The organism is uncultured Tyzzerella sp. (genome assembly GCF_963558545.1).
Lineage (GTDB): Bacteria > Bacillota > Clostridia > Lachnospirales > CAG-274 > Tyzzerella.
Genome location: NZ_CAUWHO010000032.1, coordinates 1 through 23,496, shown reverse-complemented (window position 1 = coordinate 23,496; position 23,496 = coordinate 1). Strand labels below are relative to the sequence as shown.

The following is a 23,496-nucleotide window of genomic DNA, read 5'->3' as shown; positions in this document are numbered from 1 at the left end:
TATAAACTACCTAAAAGAAAACAATTATAAAGGTTAATTTTTAATTAAATTTTATAATTATTTTCTTGTTAGTATAAATGTTTCCTAAATTTTAAATTTGTAGAATTTATACATATTTTCCTAAATTTTTTTATGAAATATAACAGTTTTTTTGATTTTTTTTGTCATAAAAAATTCACAAAATTATATGTTTTATTAATAATTACTTGCATTTTGTATTAATAGTATTATAATAAAAATATAGTTTTGACGTATTAAGTAAAATTATTATTTAATTTTAACAAAATTTTTAAATAAAATTTAAATTTATTATGGGAGGGTTTTAATTGAATAAAAAAAGAAAAAAATTTTTATCACGAGATGATATTGAGCTAACGTTGTTATCTTTACCAACTCTTATATGGTTTATTGTTTTTAGTTTTATCCCTATGATTGGTATACTAATAGCATTTAAAGATTTTAGAATTTTACCTGGTCAAGGTTTTATAGGTAGCCTTATGACTAGTAAAAATGTTGGTTTATCTAACTTTGAATTTTTATTTAAAACACCAGATGCTGCTATAATAATAAGAAACACACTATTATATAATATTTTATTTATTATTATAGGTACTGTAATACCTGTTATATTAGCTATTGCTATAACACAGCTTTATAATAAAAAGCTCGCTAAAATATGCCAAACGGCTATGTTTTTACCACACTTTTTATCTTGGGTTGTTGTTAGTTACTTTGTATTTTCATTTTTAAGCTACGATAAAGGTATATTTAACCAAATTTTAGCTAAATTTGGTGGAGAACCTATCCAATGGTATATGGAAAGTAAATACTGGCCTTATATACTAGTATTTATGAACACTTGGAAAGGTATGGGCTATGGTATGGTTGTTTATTTAGCAGCTATAACAGGTATAGACCAAAGCTATTATGAGGCTGCTTTAATAGATGGAGCTAAAAAATGGGAGCAAATAAAATATATAACTCTCCCTCTTATAAAACCAATTATAATCATTATGTTTATTATGGCTGTTGGTAATATATTTAAATCTGACTTCGGTTTATTCTATCAAGTTCCTAGAAACTCAGGTCTTTTATTTACTGTAACATCTACAATAGATACCTATGTTTATAAAGCTATCGAAGGTACTGGTAGTATGGCTATGAGCTCTGCTGCTGGCTTTTTACAATCTGTTATTGGTTGTATAACTATTATTATTGCTAATGCAATAGTAAAAAAAATAGATGGCGAAAATGGACTTTTCTAGGGGGGTATATATATGAGTTTAAAAAAATCTAAATTAGGTGGTTTTGAAAAATTTAATCGTGTCCCACCTTATGTAAATGTTATAATTGCTATTATCTTTATTATTTTAGCTATTGTTTGTATTTTACCTGTTGTATTAGTATTTATGGTTTCTATTAGCTCAGAACAATCTATACAAAATGTTGGGTATAGGTTTTGGCCAACAGAGTTTTCTTCTCAGGCATATTCCTATCTTTATAATTCTAAAGATAGTATTTTAAGAGCTTTTGGTGTATCTATAATAGTTACTATTTTAGGTACAATAGTAGGACTTATATTAAATACAAGTATTGCCTATGCTTTATCAAGAAAAAACTTTAAGTTTAAATCGTTTTTTACTTGGGTTATATTTATACCTATGTTATTTAATGGTGGTATGATATCTTCTTATATAGTTGTTTCTAATATGTTAAAATTAAAAGATACTATATGGGCTTTAATATTACCTATGGCTGTATCATCTTTTAATATTATTATATTAAGAACATTCTTCCAAACAACTATACCAGATTCCCTAATAGAATCTGCAAAGCTAGACGGTGCTAACCAAATGAGAATATTTACAACAATAGTTTTACCTATATCGCTTCCTGCCATTGCAACAATAGGTCTTTTCCTTACTTTTGCATATTGGAACGATTGGTACAATGCCTTATTATACATTGATAATAGCACATTAGTACCTATACAAGCACTTTTAAATAGAATACAAGGGGATATAGCATTTATCAACCAAAATGTATCTTTATTAGGTGCATCTGCAGCTGAAGTTTTAGCTAAGCTTCCTTCAGAATCTGTTAGAATGGCAATAGTTATACTCGTTGTTTTCCCAATAGCTTGTTCTTACCCATTCTTCCAAAAATATTTTATATCAGGCTTAACTATAGGTGCTGTTAAAGAATAAACTAAATATGTTAATAACTATCTAATATGATAGTCTATTATAAAATAATTTTTTATTAAATATAGAAAAGAGGTTATATTTATGCTAAAAAAAGTTTTAAAAAAATCATTAGCTTTTATAGTAACTGGTACTCTTTTAATGAGTACGTTAGTAGGTTGTGGTGCTAAGTCAGACACACCTTCTACTGATAGTGGTAGCGATGCTAAAAATGAAGCTAAATCTGACAAACCAGTAGACTTAGTTTGGTGGACAATAGGCAATGAGCCTAAAGATTACCAGCTTGTTAGCGAAAAAATTAACGAATATACTTTAGAAAAGTTAAATGTTAATTTACAAATTAAATATGCTAGCTGGGGCGAATATAGTACTAAGTTATCTAAAATTGTACAAAGTGGCGAGCCATTTGATATTGCATTTACATCTGGTATAGAAAACTACCAAGATTTATTAAACAAAGGTTACTTTGCAGATTTAACAGAATTATTACCTACTGCAACACCAGATTTATATAAATTTATCCCAGAAGAGTTATGGACTGGTGTAACAATTGATGGTAAAATTTTAGGTGTACCTGCTTATAAAGATTCTGCTCAAGCACAATATTGGGTTTGGGATAAAGAAACAGTTGAAAAATTTGGTATAGACTATGAAAATATCGAATCTTTAGAACAATTAGAACCTGCTTTACAAAAAATGAAAGAAGCTGACCCTAGCAAATATCCTTTAATTTTAAATGCAAATGAAGGTATAAATGGTTTCTTCCCTGCTATTAACCAATATGATGAAATAGTAGTTAAACCTGCTGTTGGTATATCTTACACAGACGAATCTGCTACTGTTGTTGGTCTTTGGGAGCAAGAAAGAGTTTTAGAAAACTTAAAACTTATAAATAGCTGGTTTAAAAAAGGATACATTAATCCAGATGCTGCAACTTTATTAGAATTACCTAAATCACGTCCTGTATCTTCTGTACAATCTTTTGAAGGTGGTTGGAAAGATACAGAAGTAGGACATAAATATTTTGGTCCTGCTTATTCTACAAGAACTATCCAAGGTTCATTCCTTTCTATATCTGCTGGGTGTAAAAACCCAGAGGCAGCTTTAAAAGTTATCGAATTAGTTAATACTGATGAATACTTTAGAAACCTTTTAGCTTTTGGTATAGAAGGTACTCACTATGAAAAAACTGGAGAAAATACTATTAAAAAATTAAATGATAAATATGAAGTTCCTGCTTATAGCCAAGGTACATTCTTTAATATGTATGTACAAGAGCCTAATCCTTCTACACAATGGGATGATTTACAAGACCTTCAAGAAACAGCTTTCTCATCTCCTGTTTTAGGTTTTACATTTAATTCTACTAGTGTACAAAACCAAATATCTGCTTGTGCTAATATAGAAGCAAAATACAGTAGTTCATTAATAACAGGTTCTGCAAATCCTGAGGAACTTTTACCTCAAATGATTAAAGAATTAAATGCTGCTGGTTACCAAGATATTATTGCTGAAGCTCAAAAACAAGTTGATGAATTTTTAGCTAACAAATAATTAATTTAAAAAAAGTCAATACCAACATATTTAACAGTTGGTATTGACTTTTTTAGTTAAACTATTAATTTTATTTATTAAATGTAAATTCTTCTGTATAATCAACAGTTATATTATCCCCACTTGAAAATGCCTCATCAAGATATTTTTCTGCAAAATTGTCTTCTATATTAGTTTGTATAGCTCTTCTAAGAGGTCTAGCTCCATAGCTATTGTCATATCCAAGCTCTACAATTTTATCCATAGCTTTTTCTGTAAAAGATATTTCTATATTTAAATTGTCCTTTATTCGTTTTGAAAGTTCATCTAGCATTATCTTAGATATTTCTTTTACTTCGTCTTTACTTAATGTATGGAACACTATTATATCATCTATTCTATTTAAAAATTCGGGCTTAAATGTCTTTTTAACTTGTTCCATAACGCTCTTTTTCATATCTTCGTATTTTTTAACTTCATCATCAGAAGCAGTAAATCCTAATTTTTTATTTTCTGTTATACTTCTAGCACCTACATTAGATGTCATTATTATAACCGTATTTTTAAAATCTATCTTTCTACCTTGAGAATCTGTAATATGACCATCATCTAAAACTTGTAATAAAAGATTAAATACGTCAGGGTGTGCCTTTTCTATTTCGTCAAATAATATAACAGAATAAGGCTTTCTTCTTATTTTTTCACTTATTTGTCCACCATCATCATACCCTACATATCCAGGAGGTGAGCCTATAAGCTTAGATACACTATGCTTTTCCATAAACTCGCTCATATCAACTCTAATCATAGAGTCTTCATCACCAAACAATACTTCACTTAAAGTTTTAGATAGCTCTGTTTTACCTACACCAGTAGGTCCTAAAAATAAAAATGAACCAATAGGTCTTTTAGGATTTTTAAGCCCTATCCTGCCCCTTCTTATAGCTTTGGCAACAGATTTAACTGCGTCTTCTTGACCAATAACTCTTTCGTGTAAAATACTTTCCATATTTTTAAGCCTTTGGCTTTCTTCTTCTTGCATTTTTTTAACTGGAATACCTGTCCAACCAGATATAATATCTGCTATTTCTTCTGGTGTTACCACTTGGGCCTCATTACCATTTTTATCTTTCCAATTATTTTTTTCTTCATCTAATTTTGTTCTTATTTCTTGCTCTTTAACTTTTATTTGGCTAGCTCTTTCATAATTTTCTGTTTTTATAGCTTCTTCTTTTTCTTTAGAAAGTTGCTCTAATTGTTCTTCTAAATTTTTAATGTCTGGAGGCATAGTAAATGTAGTAAGCCTTACTTTAGATGCTGCCTCATCTAATACGTCTATAGCTTTATCTGGTAAAAATCTATCTGTTATATATCTATTAGAAAGCTTAACGGCAGATATTATAGCATCATCTGTTATTTTTACACTATGATGTACTTCATATTTATCTCTTAAACATTTTAACATTTTTATAGCATCTTCTTCTGTTGGTTCTTCAACTTTTACAGGTTGAAATCTTCTTTCTAATGCTGCATCTTTTTCTATATGCTTTCTATACTCATTTAAGGTAGTTGCACCTATTATTTGTATTTCACCTCTTGCAAGAGATGGTTTTAATATATTAGAGGCATCTATTGCACCTTCTGCCCCACCTGCACCTATTATAGTGTGTATTTCATCTATAAATAATATAACATTATTACTTTCTTTTACTTCTTTAATAATCTTTTTAATACGTTCTTCAAACTCTCCACGGTATTTAGAGCCTGCCACAACAGATGATATATCTAAAGATACTACCCTTTTTCCTTTTAATATTTCTGGTACATCACCTTTTACTATTTTTTCTGCAAGGCCTTCTGCAATGGCTGTTTTACCAACGCCAGGCTCACCTACAAGGCAAGGGTTATTTTTTGTTCTTCTTGATAATATTTGTATAACACGCTCTATTTCTGTATCTCTACCATCAATAGGGTCAAACTTATGTTCCATAGCAAGATTTGTAAAATCTCTACTATATTGGTCTAATGTTGGCGTGTTGTTATTTCTATTACTGTTTTTAGAACTTCTATTTATAGGTGTCCCTGTAGAATTTTCCCCTTCTCCAAGCATAACTAATATATCATCATATAATGCTTGAGGATTTACGTTTAAATTTTGTAATATTTTTATAGCAATACTATCTCCATATAAGGCACTAGATTCTTTTATAATGGCTATAAGCATATGCTCTGTGCCTATATAATTTGTACCCATACCAACAGCCTCATCACAGCTTCTATTTAATATTCTTTTCATTCTTGGTGTAAAAGCATCAGAAGATATATATCCTTTTGTATTTGATTGCCCTACTAAATTTATTAATTCTTCTTTAACATTATCATATGTTACATTTTTCATTTCCAATGCTTTAGCAGCAACGCTATTTTTTACATAAACTAAACCCAATAATAAATGCTCTGTACCTATATAATTATGACCAAGCTCTGATGCACTTTTTCCTGCATAGTTTATTACATCTTCTGCTTTTTTTGTAAACTTTAACTGCATATTTAAACCTCCTATTTATTAAAAATTTCATTAAGATATTTTGCTCTATATAGCTCTATGTCATCTTTTTCTTCTATATTATATTTATCTATAATATTGGCAGATTGTATGTTCATAATAACATTATAAATATTTATAGGTGTATTATTGTCTAATATATCAATATCTAAACCAAGCCATATGTTAGATAAATGATTAATAGCCTCTTCAAAATTTATCTTTTTACAATGCTTTATTATACCATAAGAGCGATATATTTTGTCTATAATATCTAAATTTTTATCATCTTTTAAAATTTTTCTAATATTTTTTTCCCTTTCAACTATTTGCATAGTTATATTTTTTAAATCTTCTATTATTTGACTTTCTGTCTTTCCAAGAGTTAATTGGTTAGATATTTGATATATACTACCAAAGGCTTTACTCCCTTCACCGTGCATACCCCTTAATGTCATACCAAATTTTGCTATATTTTGTGATATTGACTGTATATGCCCAAATTTTTCTAACATTGGGATATATAACATAAAAGATGCTCTAAGTCCAGTACCAACATTTGTTACACAAGATGTAAGGTAACCATACTGGCTATCAAAAGCATATGATAAGCTTTCTTCCAATAGATTATCTATTCTATTTGCCTCTTCAAAACATTTTTCTATATTATATCCACTATTTATAGACTGTATTCTAATATGGTCTTCTTCATTTATCATAATATTAATATTGCTATTTTTTTCTAATATAATAGCTTTTGGTTTATTACTTTCAAGAAAACTATTACTTATAATGTATTGCTCTAACATAGTATATTGTTTTATTTTACTAAGATTAGAAAAATCTATTTTTTCAAAACAATCTTTACTGCTTATTCTATCATTAAATACAGCTTTTGTTACTTTTTCTATCATTTCCTCGGATTGCTTATTGTTTATAAATTTATAAAATGGATATTCTTTAAGGTTTCTTGCAAGACGTACTCTGCTTGATATAATAATATTATCATTACTATTTTGCTGATACCACATCATTACATATCACCTCTTTCCATAGCTCTTATCCTATCTCTAATCTTAATAGCCTGCTCATAGTCTTCATTTTTTATACAAACATTAAGCTTTTCTCTTAATATGTCTACACTATCTGCACTAGGTTTATATGTTTCTAAATTTTTAGGTTTTTTACCTGTATGGATATTTTTTTGCTGTATATTATTAAATATAGGGTTTAATTTTTCTCTAAAAATGTCATAACAGTTAGCACAACCCATTTTACCACTATTTTTAAATTGTTCAAAAGTATTTCCACATATTTTACATTTATAATTTTTTTCTTGTGTATCTAATAATATATTGTTAGTAAAAAAGCTATTAAAAAAATTACTTATAAAGTCATTATTGTAATTTACTTTATTAAAGCAATCTTCACATAAATTATAATCTACTTTTAACCCATTTATATTTTGACTATATTTAATGCTAGCTTTATTCTTTTTACATTTTTCACAGAGCATAAAAATCCCCCTTTTAAAACTATATAACTAACTACTTATATATAATATCATTATTAGCCACTTTTGTCAATGAGTGCTAAAGATATTTTTTTAATATAGCTTATCTATAACTTTTTAGTTATATTTAAGCCATATTATTATTACTATTTTATATTTTTCTAAAACATTTTATACATCTTTGTTTATTAGGGTTGTTAGCTGTATTACAATTATTGCATATTTTAAATTTTCTTATACCATCTTTATTTTTACATACTTTTAAGGAATAATTAAAATTTACATCTTTTATATTATTCATATTTTTCTCCTATAAAACTCTACCACATTTTAAACAAAATTTATCATTTACGTTATTTTTTTGTCCACAAGATTGGCATATCCTACATTCTTCTACACTAGATATGTTTACTCTCGTATCAATTACATCTTGGTTGATATTAACCGTATTTCCTAAATTTTTGTTTTCTTCTATTTTTTGTTTTATAATACTTATTTCTTTTTCTATATCTAGCATTTGTTTATATTTTTCATCAAAATATTCACCTATGTTACCACCATAAGAGTAAATCTCGTATACTTTTTTACCTATTTCAATATACACATTTTTAAGCTTTTCTTCTTGTGATGATAGCCTCATTGAAAGTTTAGTATTTTTTATTATATCTTTAGATGTTTTTGTTATATTCTTACCTATTTTGTTAATCATAGATTTTATTTCTTCCATAATACCACTCTTTCATAAATTAATTAATCACTACACAGTTTTTAGTTGTTGATTTACCTTTATATAAATTTACATCTGCCTCTTTTAAAACTTCTTCTATATCATTATTTTGTAAACTAAACTCTGATAAACCAAATGTCATAGTAACTTTTACTAATTCATCTTTATACAATATTTCAAATTTTCTTATATCTTTTAATATTTCCTCACAAATAAATTTTGCATTATTTATATCAGAATTTTTTATTAATATTAAAAATTCCTCTCCACCCCATCTACATATATCTATATTAAATTTTTTACTATTTTCTATAAATATATCAGCCATACCTTTTAGTACTAAATCTCCACAATCGTGCCCATATGTATCATTTACATTTTTAAAATTATCTATATCACATATTGCTATACAAAATAATTCTAAGTTTTTATTAAATTCTTCTATTTGAATTTTTATTTTTTCATTCATAAAACGTCTGTTACTTATATTTGTAAGGGGGTCTATATTAGCAATATTTTTTAATGCTTCATTCATTTCTTCTAGGTCTTCTTGTATATATCTCATTTCATATAAAAATGAACATACTAAAAACGCTAACAAAAAACTTGCACTTATAGTGTTAAAGCTATATATTGGCTTATCTAATACTTTAAACTGTTCTTGAAATAATGCAATTCTATTTGATGATAAATTTTCTGAAAGTTGATAATTTACAATAGTTGCAATAGCCATAATATGTCCATATATACTTTTTTTCAAAATATTTATAGATACAAAATATATAATAGGTATTAAACAAAGTGGATATACATAAAATCCACCTTGCCAACCAATAAAATATACACATAAAATACTATGTATGGATACCTCTATAAATGTTATCATCGTTGTTAAAACTAGGTATTTTTCTGTATAAAATAAATAAAAAAATATATACATAATGCTGCTAAAAATATTAAAGTATACAAGAACTTTTACACCTTTAGTAAGAAATATAATAAAAAACACAATATGTAATAAAGAAGCCAATCCAATACATATTTTAAAAGCTCCTAAAAATGAAATTTTACCCTTTAATATTTTATCTTTAATAAAAATATTCTTCTCCATTATTTATAAACCTTTTATTTAATTATTTTTTCCAGTGCCTCGCACACCAACTTCAAAGTTAATATTGCTAAGACTTTCTTTAAGAGATATATCTGCCTTAGTTTTTTCTAAATTATAGTAATCCAAAACACCTATATTACCATTTTTTAAAGCTTCTGCAATAGCTGTTGGTACCATAGCCTCAGCCTCTACTACTTTAGCTTTCATTTCTTCAACGTGTGCTTTCATCTCTTGTTCCATAGCTATAGCTAAGGCTCTTCTTTCTTCTGCTTTTGCTTGAGCTATTTTTTTATCTGCATCTGCCTGCTCTATTTGTAAATGAGCACCTATATTTCTACCAATATCAATATCTGCTATATCTATAGATAAAATTTCAAATGCAGTACCAGAATCTAACCCTTTGCTTAAAACAACTTGAGATATTCTATCTGGATTTTCTAAAACTTCTTTATGGCTTTTTGCAGAGCCAACAGTAGTTACTATACCTTCTCCAACACGTGCAACTATAGTTTCTTCTCCAGCACCACCAACAAGCCTTGAAAGATTTGCTCTAACAGTAACACGAGCAACAACTTTAACCTCTATACCATCTACTGCAACAGCAGATATCCAAGGTGTTTCTATTATTTTAGGATTTACGCTCATTCTTACTGCCTCAAAAACATCTCTACCTGCAAGGTCAATGGCTGCTGCCTTTTCAAAAGAAAGCTCAAGGTTTGCTCTATGAGCAGCTATTAAAGCATCTACAACGTTATCTATCCTACCACCTGATAATAGATGTGATTCTAGCTGATTTGTATTTATATCTAAGCTAGCTTTTGTACCTTTTATAAGTGGTTTTATAATTCTATCTGGTCTAACTCTCCTAAGTCTCATACCTATTAGTGAAAATATACTAACCTTAACACCTGCTGCTGATGCAGATACCCATAGTCCTACTGGGATAAAACTAAACAGTATAACTAATAAAATTAATACTATTAAAAATAACCCTGTCATAAACACTGATTCCATACTTCTCACTCCTTAATTACTATTTAATAATTTTACATAAAGCTTGTTATCTTCAAATCTTATTATTTTTATTAAAGAATTCTTTTTGATATATCCATCATCTGATAAAATATCTAATACAATTCCATTAAATTCTCCACTACCAAATGGTCTTAAGTCTGTTTTACAAACACCTTCTCTACCAATAAACTCTTCCATATTGCCAACTTGTTTTTTGTCATTTTGTAATACATCATTTAAAATAACTCTACCATATATTTGCATACGTTTGAGTTTTTTTATAGATAAATATAATCCTACTGTGATAAATACTATTTCTATTAACACTATAACTATCCCTAGCTTAAATGTAAATATAGTTATAGCCCAAGATAAAATTATAAGTATAATCCCTACAATACCAAAAATACCAAATCCAGGCATTAATAGCTCTACAAATATGCACGCTAACCCAATTAATAATGATAATATAACAAGTATTTCCATATAATATCCTCCTTAACAAGCAAGACTTAGAAAAACTACAATCCAATATTAAATTATAGTATATATACTATTTTTTGCCAATAATATTGTAATAAACAGTAATTAATTTATATAATTAATACGCCAAAATAGACTGAAAGTTTATTATACATTAAATCTAAATAAAATAACATCTCCATCTTTAACTATATACTCTTTACCCTCGCTCCTTACAAGACCTTGTTCTTTAGCTTGTGTTAAAGAGCCAAGCCTTACTAAATCATCATAAGATACAACTTCTGCTCTAATAAAGCCTCTCTCAAAGTCTGAATGTATTTTACCTGCTGCTCCAGGAGCTTTTGTTCCATTTGTTATAGTCCAAGCTCTAACCTCTTGAGGCCCTGCTGTTAAATAGCTTATAAGGCCAAGAAGAGAATAACTAGCACTTATAAGTCTATCAAGACCACTTGTTTCGCAACCTAAGTCTGCTAAAAATTCTTTTTTCTCATCATTATCAAGCTCTGCTATTTCTTCTTCTATTTTTGCACAAACAACAAATACCTCAGAGCCTTCTTGTTTAGCTAATTGTCTTACCTCATTTACAAATGGGTTATTTTTAGCATCATCTGCAAGCTCTTCTTCTGATACATTAGTAGCATATAAGACTGGTTTAAATGTAAGAAGATTTAACTCTTTAACAAAGTTTATCTCGTCATCATCATTAAGCTCTATATTTCTTGCAACTATACCTTCTTCTAAACTAGCTTTAAGCTTTTCTAATACATTAAGCTCTTTTTGTAAAGATTTATCTGCTTTTGCTGCCTTTGATGTTCTTGCTATTCTTCTGTCTATAACCTCAATATCAGAAAAAATAAGCTCTAGATTTATAGTTTCTATATCTCTAACAGGGTTTACAGATGCGTCTACGTGTACAATATTTCCATCTTCAAAACATCTAACAACGTGCACAATAGCATCTACTTCTCTAATATGAGATAAAAACTTATTACCAAGCCCCTCACCTTTACTTGCACCTCTTACAAGGCCTGCTATATCAACAAATTCTATAACAGCTGGCAATACTTTTTTAGAATCATATATTTCTCTTAATTTTTCAAGCCTTTCATCTGGCACAGGCACAATACCAACATTTGGGTCTATTGTACAAAATGGATAGTTGGCAGATTCTGCACCACCTTGTGTAAGTGAGTTAAATAGTGTACTTTTACCAACATTAGGTAAACCAACGATGCCTAGTTTCATAAATTTATCTTCCTTTCAATCCTAAAACATATTTATATATTTATAGTATACTTTATATTGGCTATTTCTTCAAGAAAAATATTAACTTTTAATATAATATTTATTTATAACCATTTAGTTTACAAAAATATATTTAAAGGTTATAATATAAAAAATATACTTATAAAGGAGGATATTTATGGCTTTAGATGGTTTTTCCATTTCAAATATAATTTATGAACTAAAAAACACTATTATAGGGGGTAGAGTAGATAAAATTTACCAACCAGAAAAAGATGAAATAATATTAAAAATAAGGAATAAGGGTAATGCTTACAAAATTTTACTTACTGCCAATGCCTCTAGCCCTAGGCTACATTTTTCCAACATACAAAAAGAAAACCCTATTAATGCTCCTTTATTTTGTATGGTTCTTAGAAAACATCTTGCTAGTGGTAAAATAATAGATATTACACAACCAAACTTTGAACGTATTGTAAATATACACATAGAATCTATCAATGAACTTGGAGATTACTCTATAAAAACATTAGTTTTTGAAATAATGGGCAAGCATAGTAATATTATATTAATAGATGACAAAAACAATATTTTAGAATGTATAAAACATATATCCTTTGATAAAAGCTCTGTAAGAGAAGTTTTGCCTGGTAAAAAGTATGTTTTGCCTCCTTCTCAAGATAAAAAAGACCCTCTAAAAACAAATCTTGAAGAATTTTTATATATTATAAAAAAATCCACACCTATAAAAATTCAACAATTAATATATAAATCTTACAACGGTATAAGCCCTATATTATCATCAGAAATATGTAATAATGCTAATATAGACCCATCTACAAATACAGAGGAGCTTTTGGATAATCAAATAAATGACTTATACAACGCATTTAACAATATAGTTATATTAAATATTAACAAAAATTTTATTCCACAAATAGTTTATAATGAAAATTCATCTGTATTAGATTTTACTGTTTTCAATTTTAATATATTTAAACACTTAGAAAAAAAGTATTTTTCTTCTATATCAGAACTTCTAGAATTTTTCTATAAATCTAAAGATTTAACATATAGGCTAAACCAAAAATCTCAAGATTTAAAAAAGCTTATATCCCAAAATATAGAGCGTTGTGTTAAAAAGAAAGATATACAGCAAAAAACTTTAAAAGATATAGAAAATAGAGATACTCTAAAATTATATGGGGAGCTTATTACATCTAATATATATGCTATAAAAAAAGGTATGACAAAAATTAAACTAAATAATTTTTATTCCGAAAATTTTGAGGAAATAGAAATAAGGCTAGACCCCAACCTAACACCTGCCGAAAATGCTCAAAAATATTTTAAAAAATATAATAAAGAAAAAAGAACCTTTGTAGCATTACAAGAGCAAATTAAACAAAATAATGAAGAGCTTTTATATTTAGAAAGTGTTTTATCTTCTGTTTCTTCTTGTATAGATGAATACGACATTAAAGAGATAAGAGCAGAACTATCAGAACAAGGCTTTTTAAAACGCCAAAAAAATAATAAAAATAATAAACAAAAAAATAGTAAAAAGGCTAAGCCTCTACACTATATATCATCAGATGGTTTCCATATATATGTAGGTAAAAATAACACACAAAATGATGAGCTTACTCTACGTTTTGCAAAGGCTTTAGATATGTGGTTTCATACAAAAGATATAGCAGGCTCTCACGTTATTGTAGTATCTGACGGCAAGGAAATACCAAATTCTACATTAAACGAAGCTGCCAATCTTGCTGCATATTATAGTAAAGCATCAAAGTCTAGCCTTGTGCCAGTAGATTATACTCCTAAAAAATTTGTTAAAAAACCAAATGGTGCTAAGCCTGGTATGGTTATATATGAAACAAACAAAACTGCTTATATAACACCTAATGAAAATCTTATAGAAAATATGCAAAAAATAGATTAAATATAAAAGTATGCTATAAATAACTATATATCCTAATTTAGATTGAAGACAAAATAGTATTAAATTAAATTTTTTTATTTTTATATCCTATTTATAGGGTATAAAAATTTTAATCACAATACGGGGCTTTGCCTCGGATTGTGTAAAAAGCTAGATTTCAAGGGGCTTTAGCCCTTGTGCGAAGAAATCAGCTTTTCTACCCTAAATTATTTCAAAAAAATAAACTTGTTATTTTTTTGAAAAGGTTGTAGACTTTGTCTACAACCTCAAGTAGGCTATAACTAACTGTATAGCCTACTTTCTCTTTTACTAAATACTCTAGTAATATTAATTAAAACAGAAATAATAGAAATTATAAAAATTATATTATTAGATATTGATACACTATTTATAAAAATATCTACTATATGTATAACACCGTATAAAAATACAAAATAAATTAAAATATATATCCAAAAATATTTCTTTTTTTCTGTTTTTATAATCTTTCTTGAACTTCTAACAAATATTATTTTAATAGGTATTTCTAATATTTTTGTAATTAATACAAATATATAAAGTGAAAATATGTTAGTATATTTTGCCCCTAGTATACTAAAAAAAAACATATTTATAATAATTACACCACTAATAATACTTAGTATTAAAACTATACTTAAAATAATTAATAATATTTTTTTTAGCATTTATTTAACCATTTCAACAAGACTTTTAACAAGGTTAAAGGACACAACATCGTATTTATTTTCATTATTTAAATAAGCATAAGACACATTTTTACCAGATGTTGTATTATCTTGTATAAAGTCTTTACAAGAGCTATGTATTTGATTTATACCTGTTTTTGTTATTATCTCTTTAGCATTTTTATAGTTTATCCCACTACCTGCTAAAATTTCTATTTTATCTCCATATTTTTCGTTTAATTCTTTTATTAAATCTATCCCATCAAAAGCCTTTTCTTTTAATCCACTTGTAAGAAGTCTGTCAATTCCTAAATCTATAAGTGTTTCTATGCTATCATAAGGGTTAGAAACACAATCAAAGGCACGATGAAAAACAACCTCCTTTTTACAATCAAAACTCTTTACTATATCTATCATCTTTTTAGTGCTTTCTATATCAATATTTTTATCTTCGTGTAAAAAGCCAAATGCTATTCCATCGGCATTAGCCTTTAAAAGAGCCTTAGTATCCCTAAACATAACTTTTTTATCCTCATCATTATAATAAAATCCTGCTCCTCTAGGTCTTATCATACATATTGTATTTAAATCAAATTCCTCTTTTATAAGCTCTAAAGATGCAATAGAAGGTGTAAGCCCACCTAAAAATAATCCACTGTTAAGCTCTATCCTATCTGCTCCACCTAAAAAGGCTTGCTTAGCATCATAATATCCACCACAGCATATTTCCACTATATTTTTCATAATATCCTCCTTAAAATACAATTTTATAAATCAATAACTTTATAAAAATTTTTAAATATTTCTTCATTTTTAGGTAAAACTATAAATTCTAAATATTCATTTGTTATTGGGTGTTTTAACCCCATTTTATAACAAAATAACCCTATATTACCATTTCCTATTTTTCTTTTAATATTTTTATTGTATTTTGTATCATTATATAAAGGTAAATTAGCATTTGCCATTTGCACCCTTATTTGATGGTGTCTTCCTGTTTCTAAATTTATATCTACTAAACTATAAACATTGCTATCTATATCTATTTGAGCAACTTTCTTATAAGATAGCCTAGCCTCCTTTGCTCCACTACTATTTTTATTAACTATTTTAGATATATTTTGCCTTTGATTTTTCATAATAAAATCTACAATGATATCTTCATCTTTAGCTTTTCCACAAACAACTGCTAAATATCCTTTTTTAAAGCTATGATTTTTCATATATTCTGTTAATACAGTTGTAGAAGTATTATTTTTAGAAAAAACAACAATACCTCCTACCCCTCTATCAAGCCTATTTATTATAGCCAAATCTTTACTATTTGTCTTTTCTTTTACTGTACTATATAAATCTTTATCTATGCCCTTTTTATCTTGGCAAGACAACATACCAAAAGGCTTATTTACAACAATAATATTACTATCTTCAAAAATAACCTGAATATCTTTAAAAATATCATCTTTTAACATAAATTACCTCATTTATTATATTATTTAAATTTATTATATATAAATTTTTTATTTTTTGTCAATTTATTTTTGTATATAAATACAGAGAAATGACAAAAGTTATAAGCATAATATTTTATAATATAGCATATTAAAGGAGGTAAAAAAATGGAAAAATACTTAAGAAAATATACAAGTAAAAAAACAATAGGATTAAACTTTATTTTTATTATTTTATCAATATTAGGGTTTTTTATAGGGAGAGTTAGTATATTCCATATGCTAAATCCTATTGCTATTGCATATTTAGGTTGTCTTTTATTAACAGGAAAAATGTTTAACCTTTCTTTAGCTTTTACATTTTTAGGGTTTTTTAGTAAAATAGACAGCTTTTATATAACAAAATACATAATATGTTTATTTATTTTATTTTTTATAAACATATTATTTTGCAAAAGTACTAAAAAAAACAGTACATTATTTAAATCTATATTATGTAGCATTTCTATTTTTATATCTGGAATAATTATATCATTTTTAAATGGATTTTCTACATATTATTTGATTTTGGCTACATTAGAAACAATTTTAACATTTTGTATGTTCTTTATATTAAATAAAGGTATAAGCTATCTAAATAAAGATAATAAAACATTAATATCAAATGAAGAAATAATAAGTATTGGTATTCTTATTGGTTCTATAATATGTGGCTCTTCTGATGTATTTTTAGGTAATGTATCTTTTACATATTTTTTTATTATAACTTTACTTTTATTTGTTTGCTATATATATGGTAGCTCTATTGGTGCTATTGTAAGTATGCTATCTAGTTTTTTACTATTTATAACAAATTCTTTAAGTGGAGATATAATAATTATTTTAACTGTTTCTTCCATACTATCAAGCCTCGTAAGAGAAAAGGGAAAATTTATTCTTTCTATTACATTTAGCTTATGTGTTTATATTTTAAGCCTTATAATAGATATATCTCTAATAGATAATATTTTATTTTTTTCTATAATAAGTAGTAACATACTATTTTTATCAATACCTTGTAATATAAAGGCAAATATTAGCTTTAGCAACATTACAAAAGCAGAAACAGCTATTACATACACAGATAAATTACAAATTTTAACAAGCAACAAACTTAATAACTATGCTAGCTCTTTTGAAAAATTATCCAAAACTTTTTATAACCTATCCGAAAAAAAGACTAACTTAGACCAACAAGATATATCAAATCTTATAGATGAAGTTGCTAGTAAAGTATGTAACAACTGCCAAATGAAAGTTTTTTGTTGGGAAAAAAACTTTTATAGTACATATCAAAATATATTTTCTATATTAAATATGTATGAAAAAACAGGACAAATAGAAAAAAATTCTATTTCCTATGATTTTATAGAAAACTGCATAAATATTAACCAGTTTATAGATGTTTTAAATAAAAAATTTGAAATATATAAGCTAAATTTATCTTGGAAAAATAAAGTTATAGAAAGTAGAGAGCTTGTGGGAAAACAATTAACAGGCATATCTAGCATAATATACGATTTATCAAAAAATCTTTGTGAAAATGTATCCTTTAAAGAAAATTATGAAACAAAGATTAAATATGCACTAGAAAATAATGGAATAGCTACAAAAAATGTTATTATCACCGAAAATAATAAAGGGAAACTAGAGGTATTATTAAAGGTAGAGCCTTGCTATGTTCCTAATAAATGTACAAAAACTATTTTACCAATAGTAAGTGAGATTTTAGGTAAAAAAATGTGTAAGCCTTGTTATGATTGTATAATAACAAAAGAAAATAACGAAAGTGTATGCTCTATATCTCTAGTAGAAGAACAAAAATTTAGGGTTAGTAGCTATGCTATAACTGCTTCTAAAGATGGCTCTAACGAATGTGGTGATAGCCACTCTTTTTTATCTTTACCTAATGGGACATACCTTTTAGCCCTATCTGATGGTATGGGCTCTGGCAAAAATGCAAAAATAGAAAGTATGGCAACAATAGAACTTTTAGAAGATTTTTTACAAGCTGGTTTTTCTAAAGATTTAGCAATAAATATGATAAATTCTGTGTTATTTTTAAAATCGTCTAAAGATACTTTTTCTACATTAGATATGTGTACAATAGATTTATACACAGGCTTTTGCGAAATATTAAAAATAGGTGCTGTATCTACTCTTATTTTGCATAACAATAAAGTTGACATAATAAAATCTAACTCTTTACCTGTTGGTATTTTAAATAATGTAGAGCCAGAAATAAGAAAGAAAAAGCTATCTAATGGAGATATAATAGTTATGGTTACAGATGGGGTTATAGATTCTACCAACAATATTATAAATAAGGAAAACTGGATAATTGATATTTTATTAAAAAATACATATACCAACCCAGAAGATGTAGCAAATGCTATATTTGAAAAAACTAAAGAAAACTATAAAAATAATATTAAAGATGATATTACCATACTAGTAGCTAGGATATGGGAGTAAATTTTATAATTATAAGTATATCTTTCTAATTTTTGTTAATAATTAAAATATCTTATTTAGGAGGTTTTATATGAACGAAAAGAAGAAAGTTATACTTATAAATGGTAATAAATCCAACTGGTACCACCAAGTTATATTTATAGTAAAAGAAACTAATAAAGAAAATATTCCTAAAAATTTAGCTTTAGAAGCCGAAAAAATAATAAACGAATATATGGCTAAAAAATATAATAGTACAAATACTAATAAAGATACTAAGCATATTAACAATACCACATTGCCTGTTAAACCTAAAAATAAAAAAAAATTAAAGCTATATAATAATGTGCTAAATGTCTCTATATTTTTTACCATTGCTTTTATATGCTTTCTTTTATATCAAATATATATATAATTGTTTATCTTTTCTAAAAATTATATTATAATAGTAATAGTTTATTACAAAGAGGTGATAATTTGTTAGAAAAGATAGCTTTAAATACTATATATAAACATAATCTCATATGTAATAATGACCATATAATAGTTGGTGTATCTGGTGGTGCCGATTCTATATGCTTATTACATTTTTTATATAGTATAAAAAAAGATTTTAATCTAAAAATAACAGCAGTACACATAAATCATTGTATGCGTGGAGAAGAATCCGACCAAGATAATAAGTTTGTTGTAGATTTTTGCAAAAATATTAATATTCCCATTAAAGTTTTTTCATTTGATATATATAATAAATCTAAAGAAGAAAATATATCTATTGAAGAAACTGGTAGAAAATATAGGTATTTTGCATTTAACAAAGTACTTAAAGAAGAAAATGCAACAAAAATAGCAATAGCTCATAATAAAGACGACAATGCAGAAACTATACTTATGAGATTTTTTAGAGGTACTGGTATAAAAGGTCTTTCTGGTATATCTTATAAAAGAGATAATATAATAAGGCCTATTTTAGACTGTTTAAGAAAAGATATAGAAAAATATTGCGATAAAAACAATCTATCTTATAGAAATGATTCTACAAACAGTATGGATATTTACACCAGAAACAAAATAAGGCTTAATCTTATTCCAACCATAAAAAAGGACTTTAACCCTAATATTATATATACCCTCTCTAATATGGCAAAAAACTTTTATGAAGAAAACAACTTTTTAGACAACCTTGCAAACACACAACTTAATAATTGTTTAATAGAAAAAAATAACAATAAAATAATATTAAATTTAGATAAGCTAAAAAATGTAGACTTAGTTATACAAAAAAGACTTTTAAGGCTTTGCCTTTCACATTTTAACAAAGATTTGTATAACCTATCTTTTGAGCATATAAATATGATTATAAATATATTACAAAAACAAACTGGTAAAAAAATAACCCTCCCTAATAACCTATATGTATATAAACAGTATAGCGACCTAATAATTACTAAAGATAATATATCTTCTAATAATAGTATTTGTTACAACTATAAAATAGAGCTAGAAAAACAAATATACATTAAAGAATTAAATAAACATATACTTTTATCTAAAAATATTATAAATATTTCACCAAAAGTCTATACTATTTCTCTAAATTATGATAAAATAAAAAACAGCTTATTTATAAGACAAAGAAATGCAGGAGATAAAATTTATCTAAACAATATGACAAAAAAAATTAAAAATATTTTTATAGATTTAAAAATACCTGCTAATGAAAGAAACTTATACCCTATCTTACTAGATAAAGATAAAGTTATAGGCATTTTAGGGCTTTGCTTATGTAGTGACTATAAGCCTAGTAGTTTTAATAATACTGTTTATTTACACACTTGGGAGGAAAATTAAATGCGTGAAAAAATTGAAGTTTTAATTACAGAAGAACAGTTAGATAAAAGAATATCTGAAATAGCAAACCAAATAAACAAAGATTTTGAGTCTAAAGATATTATACTTGTATGCGTTTTAAAAGGTGGCGTAATGTTTATGACAGATATTGCAAAAAAATTAAAACAAACTGTAGAGTTTGAATTTATAGATGTATCTAGTTATTACGGTGGCACAGAATCTAGTGGAAAACTTACTATAAACAAAGATTTAGAAACTTGTATAGAAGGTAAACACGTTATATTATTAGAAGATATAGTAGATACTGGTAGAACTTTAAGCTACCTTATAGAATATTTAAAAGAAAAAAATCCTGCTAGTTTAAAACTTTGTACATTATTAGACAAGCCTAGCAGACGTGTTGTAGATGTTAATGCAGACTATATAGGATTTACTATACCAGATGCTTTTATAGTTGGCTATGGATTAGACTATGCCCAAAAATATAGAAATTTACCTTATATAGGTATACTTCATTTAGACAATGAATAATATTTTTTTAATGTTTATATAATAATTATCATTAATAAAGGAGGTTTTTCCTTGAACAAAGACGCTATGTTTAAAACATTTTTAATGTATATACTAATATTTATTTTTATATTTTTATCTTTTACTATGTATAAAAATATAAATCTTCACGAAAATAAAAAGTTTTCTAATTATACATATAGCTCTTTAGTAAAAGATATTAAAGAGAATCAAACTACTGATATAAAATCTATAAGTATAAAAACAAGTGAAGAAATAAGTGATAAAGGCTCTGCTGTAATATATTTTAATGATGGATATAAAAAAGTTATTTCTATTCCTAGTATATCTTCCTTTATGGACGTAGTACACTCATCTACAAATGGTACAAATTTAATAGAAACATACCAACCTACTAAGCCTAGCTTATTTTCTCCAACATATCTACCTATAATAATAGTTATTATAACTATTATTATAATACTTTTTGTTGTTACCCAACAAACAAAAAATAGCGGTGGCGGTGGGCGTGTTATGTCCTTTGGAAAGAGTAAAGCAAAAATTTTAACAGATAACCAAAAAACTGCCTCTTTTAAAGATGTTGCAGGACTTAAAGAAGAAAAATACGACTTAGAAGAGGTTGTAGACTTTTTAAAAGACCCTAAAAAATATAAAGATATTGGTGCTAGAATACCTAAAGGGATATTATTAGTAGGCCCTCCAGGTACTGGTAAAACATTGCTTGCCCGTGCTATTGCAGGTGAGGCTGGCGTACAGTTTTTTAGTATATCTGGTTCTGACTTTGTAGAAATGTTTGTAGGTGTTGGTGCTTCTAGGGTACGAGATATGTTTGAAGAAGCTAAAAAAAATAAACCTTGCCTTATATTTATAGACGAGATAGATGCCGTTGGTAGAAGACGTGGCTCTGGTCTTGGTGGTGGACACGATGAGCGTGAACAAACGCTTAACCAACTGCTTGTAGAAATGGATGGTTTTTCTTCTAACGAAAATATTATTATTATAGCTGCTACAAACCGTGTAGATATTTTAGACCCTGCCCTTTTAAGACCTGGTAGGTTTGATAGACAAATATATGTAGGTGCTCCAGATGTTAAAGGTAGAGAAGAAATATTAAAAGTACACGCTAAAACAAAAAAACTTGATGAAAATGTAAACTTAGAAGAAGTTGCAAAAACAACATCAGGTTTTACTGGTGCTCAGCTTGAAAATCTTTTAAACGAAGCTGCTATTATAGCTGCTAAAAAAGGAAAACAATTAATATCTATAGAAGATGTGAGAAAAGCCTTTATAAAAGTTGGTGTTGGTACAGAAAAGAAAAGCCGTATAATAAGCCAAGAAGAACGTGAAATTACAGCCTATCACGAGGCAGGCCACGCTATAATTACAGAAATGTTACCTCTTATGGACGCAGTACACATTATATCTATTATACCTACTGGTGGTGCTGGTGGTTATACAATGCATTTACCTGTTGATAAAGGCTATTTTTCTAAAAATTATCTAAAACAAGAAATAATGGTGCTATTTGGTGGTAGAATAGCAGAAGAAATTATATTTGATGATATAACAACAGGTGCTTCTAGTGATATAGAAAGAGCCTCTAAAATAGCTAGAGGTATGGTTACAAAATATGGTATGAGCTCTTTAGGTCCTATTGAGTTTATAGATGATGAAATAAGCCCTAGCTTAGCATCTTCTATTGATACAGAGATTAAAGACATAGTATCTAATTGCTATGATAAGGCTAAAGAAATATTAAAAAATAATATAGAATATTTACATTCTACGGCTAATCTTCTCTTAGAAAAAGAAAAAATAACTGGTGATGAATTTAGAGCATTGTTCCCAGAAAATTTTTTCCCAGAGAAGAAATTACCAACTTATCCAGAAAAAATTGAAGATAAATCATTTAATGAAGATATATCTAATAATAGTGATATATCTAAAGATGAATAATGTGGATAATTTTTGTAAAAATATTTTAACTTATTAACAATTTATCAAAGATTATGTGAATATATAGTTAAGTTTAATTATATATTCACTTTTTTATATAAAATATAAGTCATATCTTAATTGATATAATCAATTTTTTTCATACTCTGTATTCAAAAACATATATTCCTATATATTTTTATTCTTAAAAATTAATACAAAAAAC

Annotated in this window: 21 protein-coding genes; 9 read left to right on the top strand and 12 right to left on the bottom strand. The window is 26.8% G+C overall.

Features of this window, described 5'->3' with window-relative positions:
* Positions 1 to 326: 326 nt before the first annotated feature.
* The 3 genes from R5Z65_RS06410 to R5Z65_RS06400 all read left to right on the top strand — a co-directional run bounded on the left by R5Z65_RS06410 (position 327) and on the right by R5Z65_RS06400 (position 3,758).
* Positions 327 to 1,265: an ABC transporter permease subunit gene (locus R5Z65_RS06410; protein ID WP_317367937.1), complete on the top strand. Its 939-nt coding sequence runs from the start codon at positions 327 to 329 to the stop codon at positions 1,263 to 1,265.
* Between the two features lie 12 nt (positions 1,266 to 1,277).
* Positions 1,278 to 2,207 (top strand): carbohydrate ABC transporter permease, encoded by a 930-nt coding sequence (locus R5Z65_RS06405; RefSeq protein ID WP_317367936.1) that lies wholly within the window; start codon positions 1,278 to 1,280, stop codon positions 2,205 to 2,207.
* An 81-nt stretch (positions 2,208 to 2,288) separates the two neighbouring features.
* On the top strand, positions 2,289 to 3,758 hold the full coding sequence (locus tag R5Z65_RS06400; RefSeq protein ID WP_317367935.1) for an ABC transporter substrate-binding protein: 1,470 nt from the start codon (positions 2,289 to 2,291) through the stop codon (positions 3,756 to 3,758).
* 70 nt (positions 3,759 to 3,828) lie between these two features.
* Here the strand turns inward: R5Z65_RS06400 and R5Z65_RS06395 are convergent, their stop codons facing one another.
* The 9 genes from R5Z65_RS06395 to ychF form a co-directional block, all read right to left on the bottom strand.
* Positions 3,829 to 6,285 carry an ATP-dependent Clp protease ATP-binding subunit gene (locus R5Z65_RS06395; protein ID WP_317367934.1) on the bottom strand — a complete coding sequence of 819 codons (2,457 nt, stop codon included), beginning with the start codon at positions 6,283 to 6,285 and terminating at the stop codon, positions 3,829 to 3,831.
* Positions 6,286 to 6,296: 11 nt separating this feature from the next.
* Complete coding sequence (locus R5Z65_RS06390) at positions 6,297 to 7,316, bottom strand: hypothetical protein (protein WP_317367932.1); 1,020 nt, start codon at positions 7,314 to 7,316, stop codon at positions 6,297 to 6,299.
* Positions 7,316 to 7,798, bottom strand: a complete 483-nt coding sequence (locus tag R5Z65_RS06385; protein ID WP_317367931.1) for a UvrB/UvrC motif-containing protein — start codon at positions 7,796 to 7,798, stop codon at positions 7,316 to 7,318. The genes R5Z65_RS06390 and R5Z65_RS06385 overlap by 1 nt, the downstream gene beginning before the upstream one ends.
* A gap of 148 nt (positions 7,799 to 7,946) precedes the next feature.
* Positions 7,947 to 8,096: a hypothetical protein gene (locus R5Z65_RS06380; RefSeq protein ID WP_317367930.1), complete on the bottom strand. Its 150-nt coding sequence runs from the start codon at positions 8,094 to 8,096 to the stop codon at positions 7,947 to 7,949.
* 9 nt (positions 8,097 to 8,105) lie between these two features.
* Entirely contained in the window at positions 8,106 to 8,522 is a 417-nt protein-coding gene (locus R5Z65_RS06375; RefSeq protein WP_317367928.1) for a zinc ribbon domain-containing protein, read from the bottom strand.
* Between the two features lie 19 nt (positions 8,523 to 8,541).
* Positions 8,542 to 9,462 (bottom strand): GGDEF domain-containing protein, encoded by a 921-nt coding sequence (locus R5Z65_RS06370; protein WP_317367926.1) that lies wholly within the window; start codon positions 9,460 to 9,462, stop codon positions 8,542 to 8,544.
* 189 nt (positions 9,463 to 9,651) lie between these two features.
* A complete protein-coding gene (gene floA, locus R5Z65_RS06365; protein ID WP_317367924.1) occupies positions 9,652 to 10,647 on the bottom strand; it encodes a flotillin-like protein FloA in 996 nt (331 codons plus the stop codon).
* A gap of 12 nt (positions 10,648 to 10,659) precedes the next feature.
* Positions 10,660 to 11,133 carry an NfeD family protein gene (locus R5Z65_RS06360; RefSeq protein ID WP_317367923.1) on the bottom strand — a complete coding sequence of 158 codons (474 nt, stop codon included), beginning with the start codon at positions 11,131 to 11,133 and terminating at the stop codon, positions 10,660 to 10,662.
* 144 nt (positions 11,134 to 11,277) lie between these two features.
* The gene (ychF, locus tag R5Z65_RS06355) at positions 11,278 to 12,375 is read right to left on the bottom strand and encodes a redox-regulated ATPase YchF (RefSeq protein WP_317367921.1); all 1,098 of its coding nucleotides are present in this window, start codon (positions 12,373 to 12,375) and stop codon (positions 11,278 to 11,280) included.
* 178 nt (positions 12,376 to 12,553) lie between these two features.
* Here ychF and R5Z65_RS06350 point away from each other — a divergent pair, with 178 nt between their 5' ends.
* Positions 12,554 to 14,323 (top strand): NFACT RNA binding domain-containing protein, encoded by a 1,770-nt coding sequence (locus R5Z65_RS06350; RefSeq protein ID WP_317367919.1) that lies wholly within the window; start codon positions 12,554 to 12,556, stop codon positions 14,321 to 14,323.
* Positions 14,324 to 14,604: 281 nt separating this feature from the next.
* On the opposite strand, the gene R5Z65_RS06345 is transcribed toward R5Z65_RS06350, so the two are convergent.
* Genes R5Z65_RS06345 through R5Z65_RS06335 form a run of 3 tightly spaced genes read right to left on the bottom strand, consistent with a single transcriptional unit; the run spans position 14,605 to position 16,481 of the window.
* A complete protein-coding gene (locus R5Z65_RS06345; RefSeq protein ID WP_317367918.1) occupies positions 14,605 to 15,009 on the bottom strand; it encodes a YrvL family regulatory protein in 405 nt (134 codons plus the stop codon).
* On the bottom strand, positions 15,010 to 15,744 hold the full coding sequence (locus R5Z65_RS06340; protein ID WP_317367940.1) for a copper homeostasis protein CutC: 735 nt from the start codon (positions 15,742 to 15,744) through the stop codon (positions 15,010 to 15,012).
* 32 nt (positions 15,745 to 15,776) lie between these two features.
* On the bottom strand, positions 15,777 to 16,481 hold the full coding sequence (locus R5Z65_RS06335) for an RluA family pseudouridine synthase (protein WP_317367916.1): 705 nt from the start codon (positions 16,479 to 16,481) through the stop codon (positions 15,777 to 15,779).
* Between the two features lie 147 nt (positions 16,482 to 16,628).
* Here R5Z65_RS06335 and spoIIE point away from each other — a divergent pair, with 147 nt between their 5' ends.
* The 5 genes from spoIIE (at position 16,629) to ftsH (ending at position 23,291) form a co-directional block, all read left to right on the top strand.
* Positions 16,629 to 18,974, top strand: coding sequence for a stage II sporulation protein E (gene spoIIE, locus R5Z65_RS06330; RefSeq protein ID WP_317367915.1), 2,346 nt, complete (start codon positions 16,629 to 16,631; stop codon positions 18,972 to 18,974).
* Between the two features lie 70 nt (positions 18,975 to 19,044).
* Positions 19,045 to 19,368 carry a hypothetical protein gene (locus R5Z65_RS06325; RefSeq protein WP_317367914.1) on the top strand — a complete coding sequence of 108 codons (324 nt, stop codon included), beginning with the start codon at positions 19,045 to 19,047 and terminating at the stop codon, positions 19,366 to 19,368.
* A 62-nt stretch (positions 19,369 to 19,430) separates the two neighbouring features.
* Positions 19,431 to 20,804 (top strand): tRNA lysidine(34) synthetase TilS, encoded by a 1,374-nt coding sequence (gene tilS, locus R5Z65_RS06320; RefSeq protein ID WP_317367913.1) that lies wholly within the window; start codon positions 19,431 to 19,433, stop codon positions 20,802 to 20,804.
* Positions 20,805 to 21,335, top strand: a complete 531-nt coding sequence (gene hpt, locus R5Z65_RS06315) for a hypoxanthine phosphoribosyltransferase (protein ID WP_317367911.1) — start codon at positions 20,805 to 20,807, stop codon at positions 21,333 to 21,335.
* Positions 21,336 to 21,401: 66 nt separating this feature from the next.
* A complete protein-coding gene (gene ftsH / locus R5Z65_RS06310) occupies positions 21,402 to 23,291 on the top strand; it encodes an ATP-dependent zinc metalloprotease FtsH (RefSeq protein ID WP_317367939.1) in 1,890 nt (629 codons plus the stop codon).
* Positions 23,292 to 23,496: the final 205 nt, after the last annotated feature.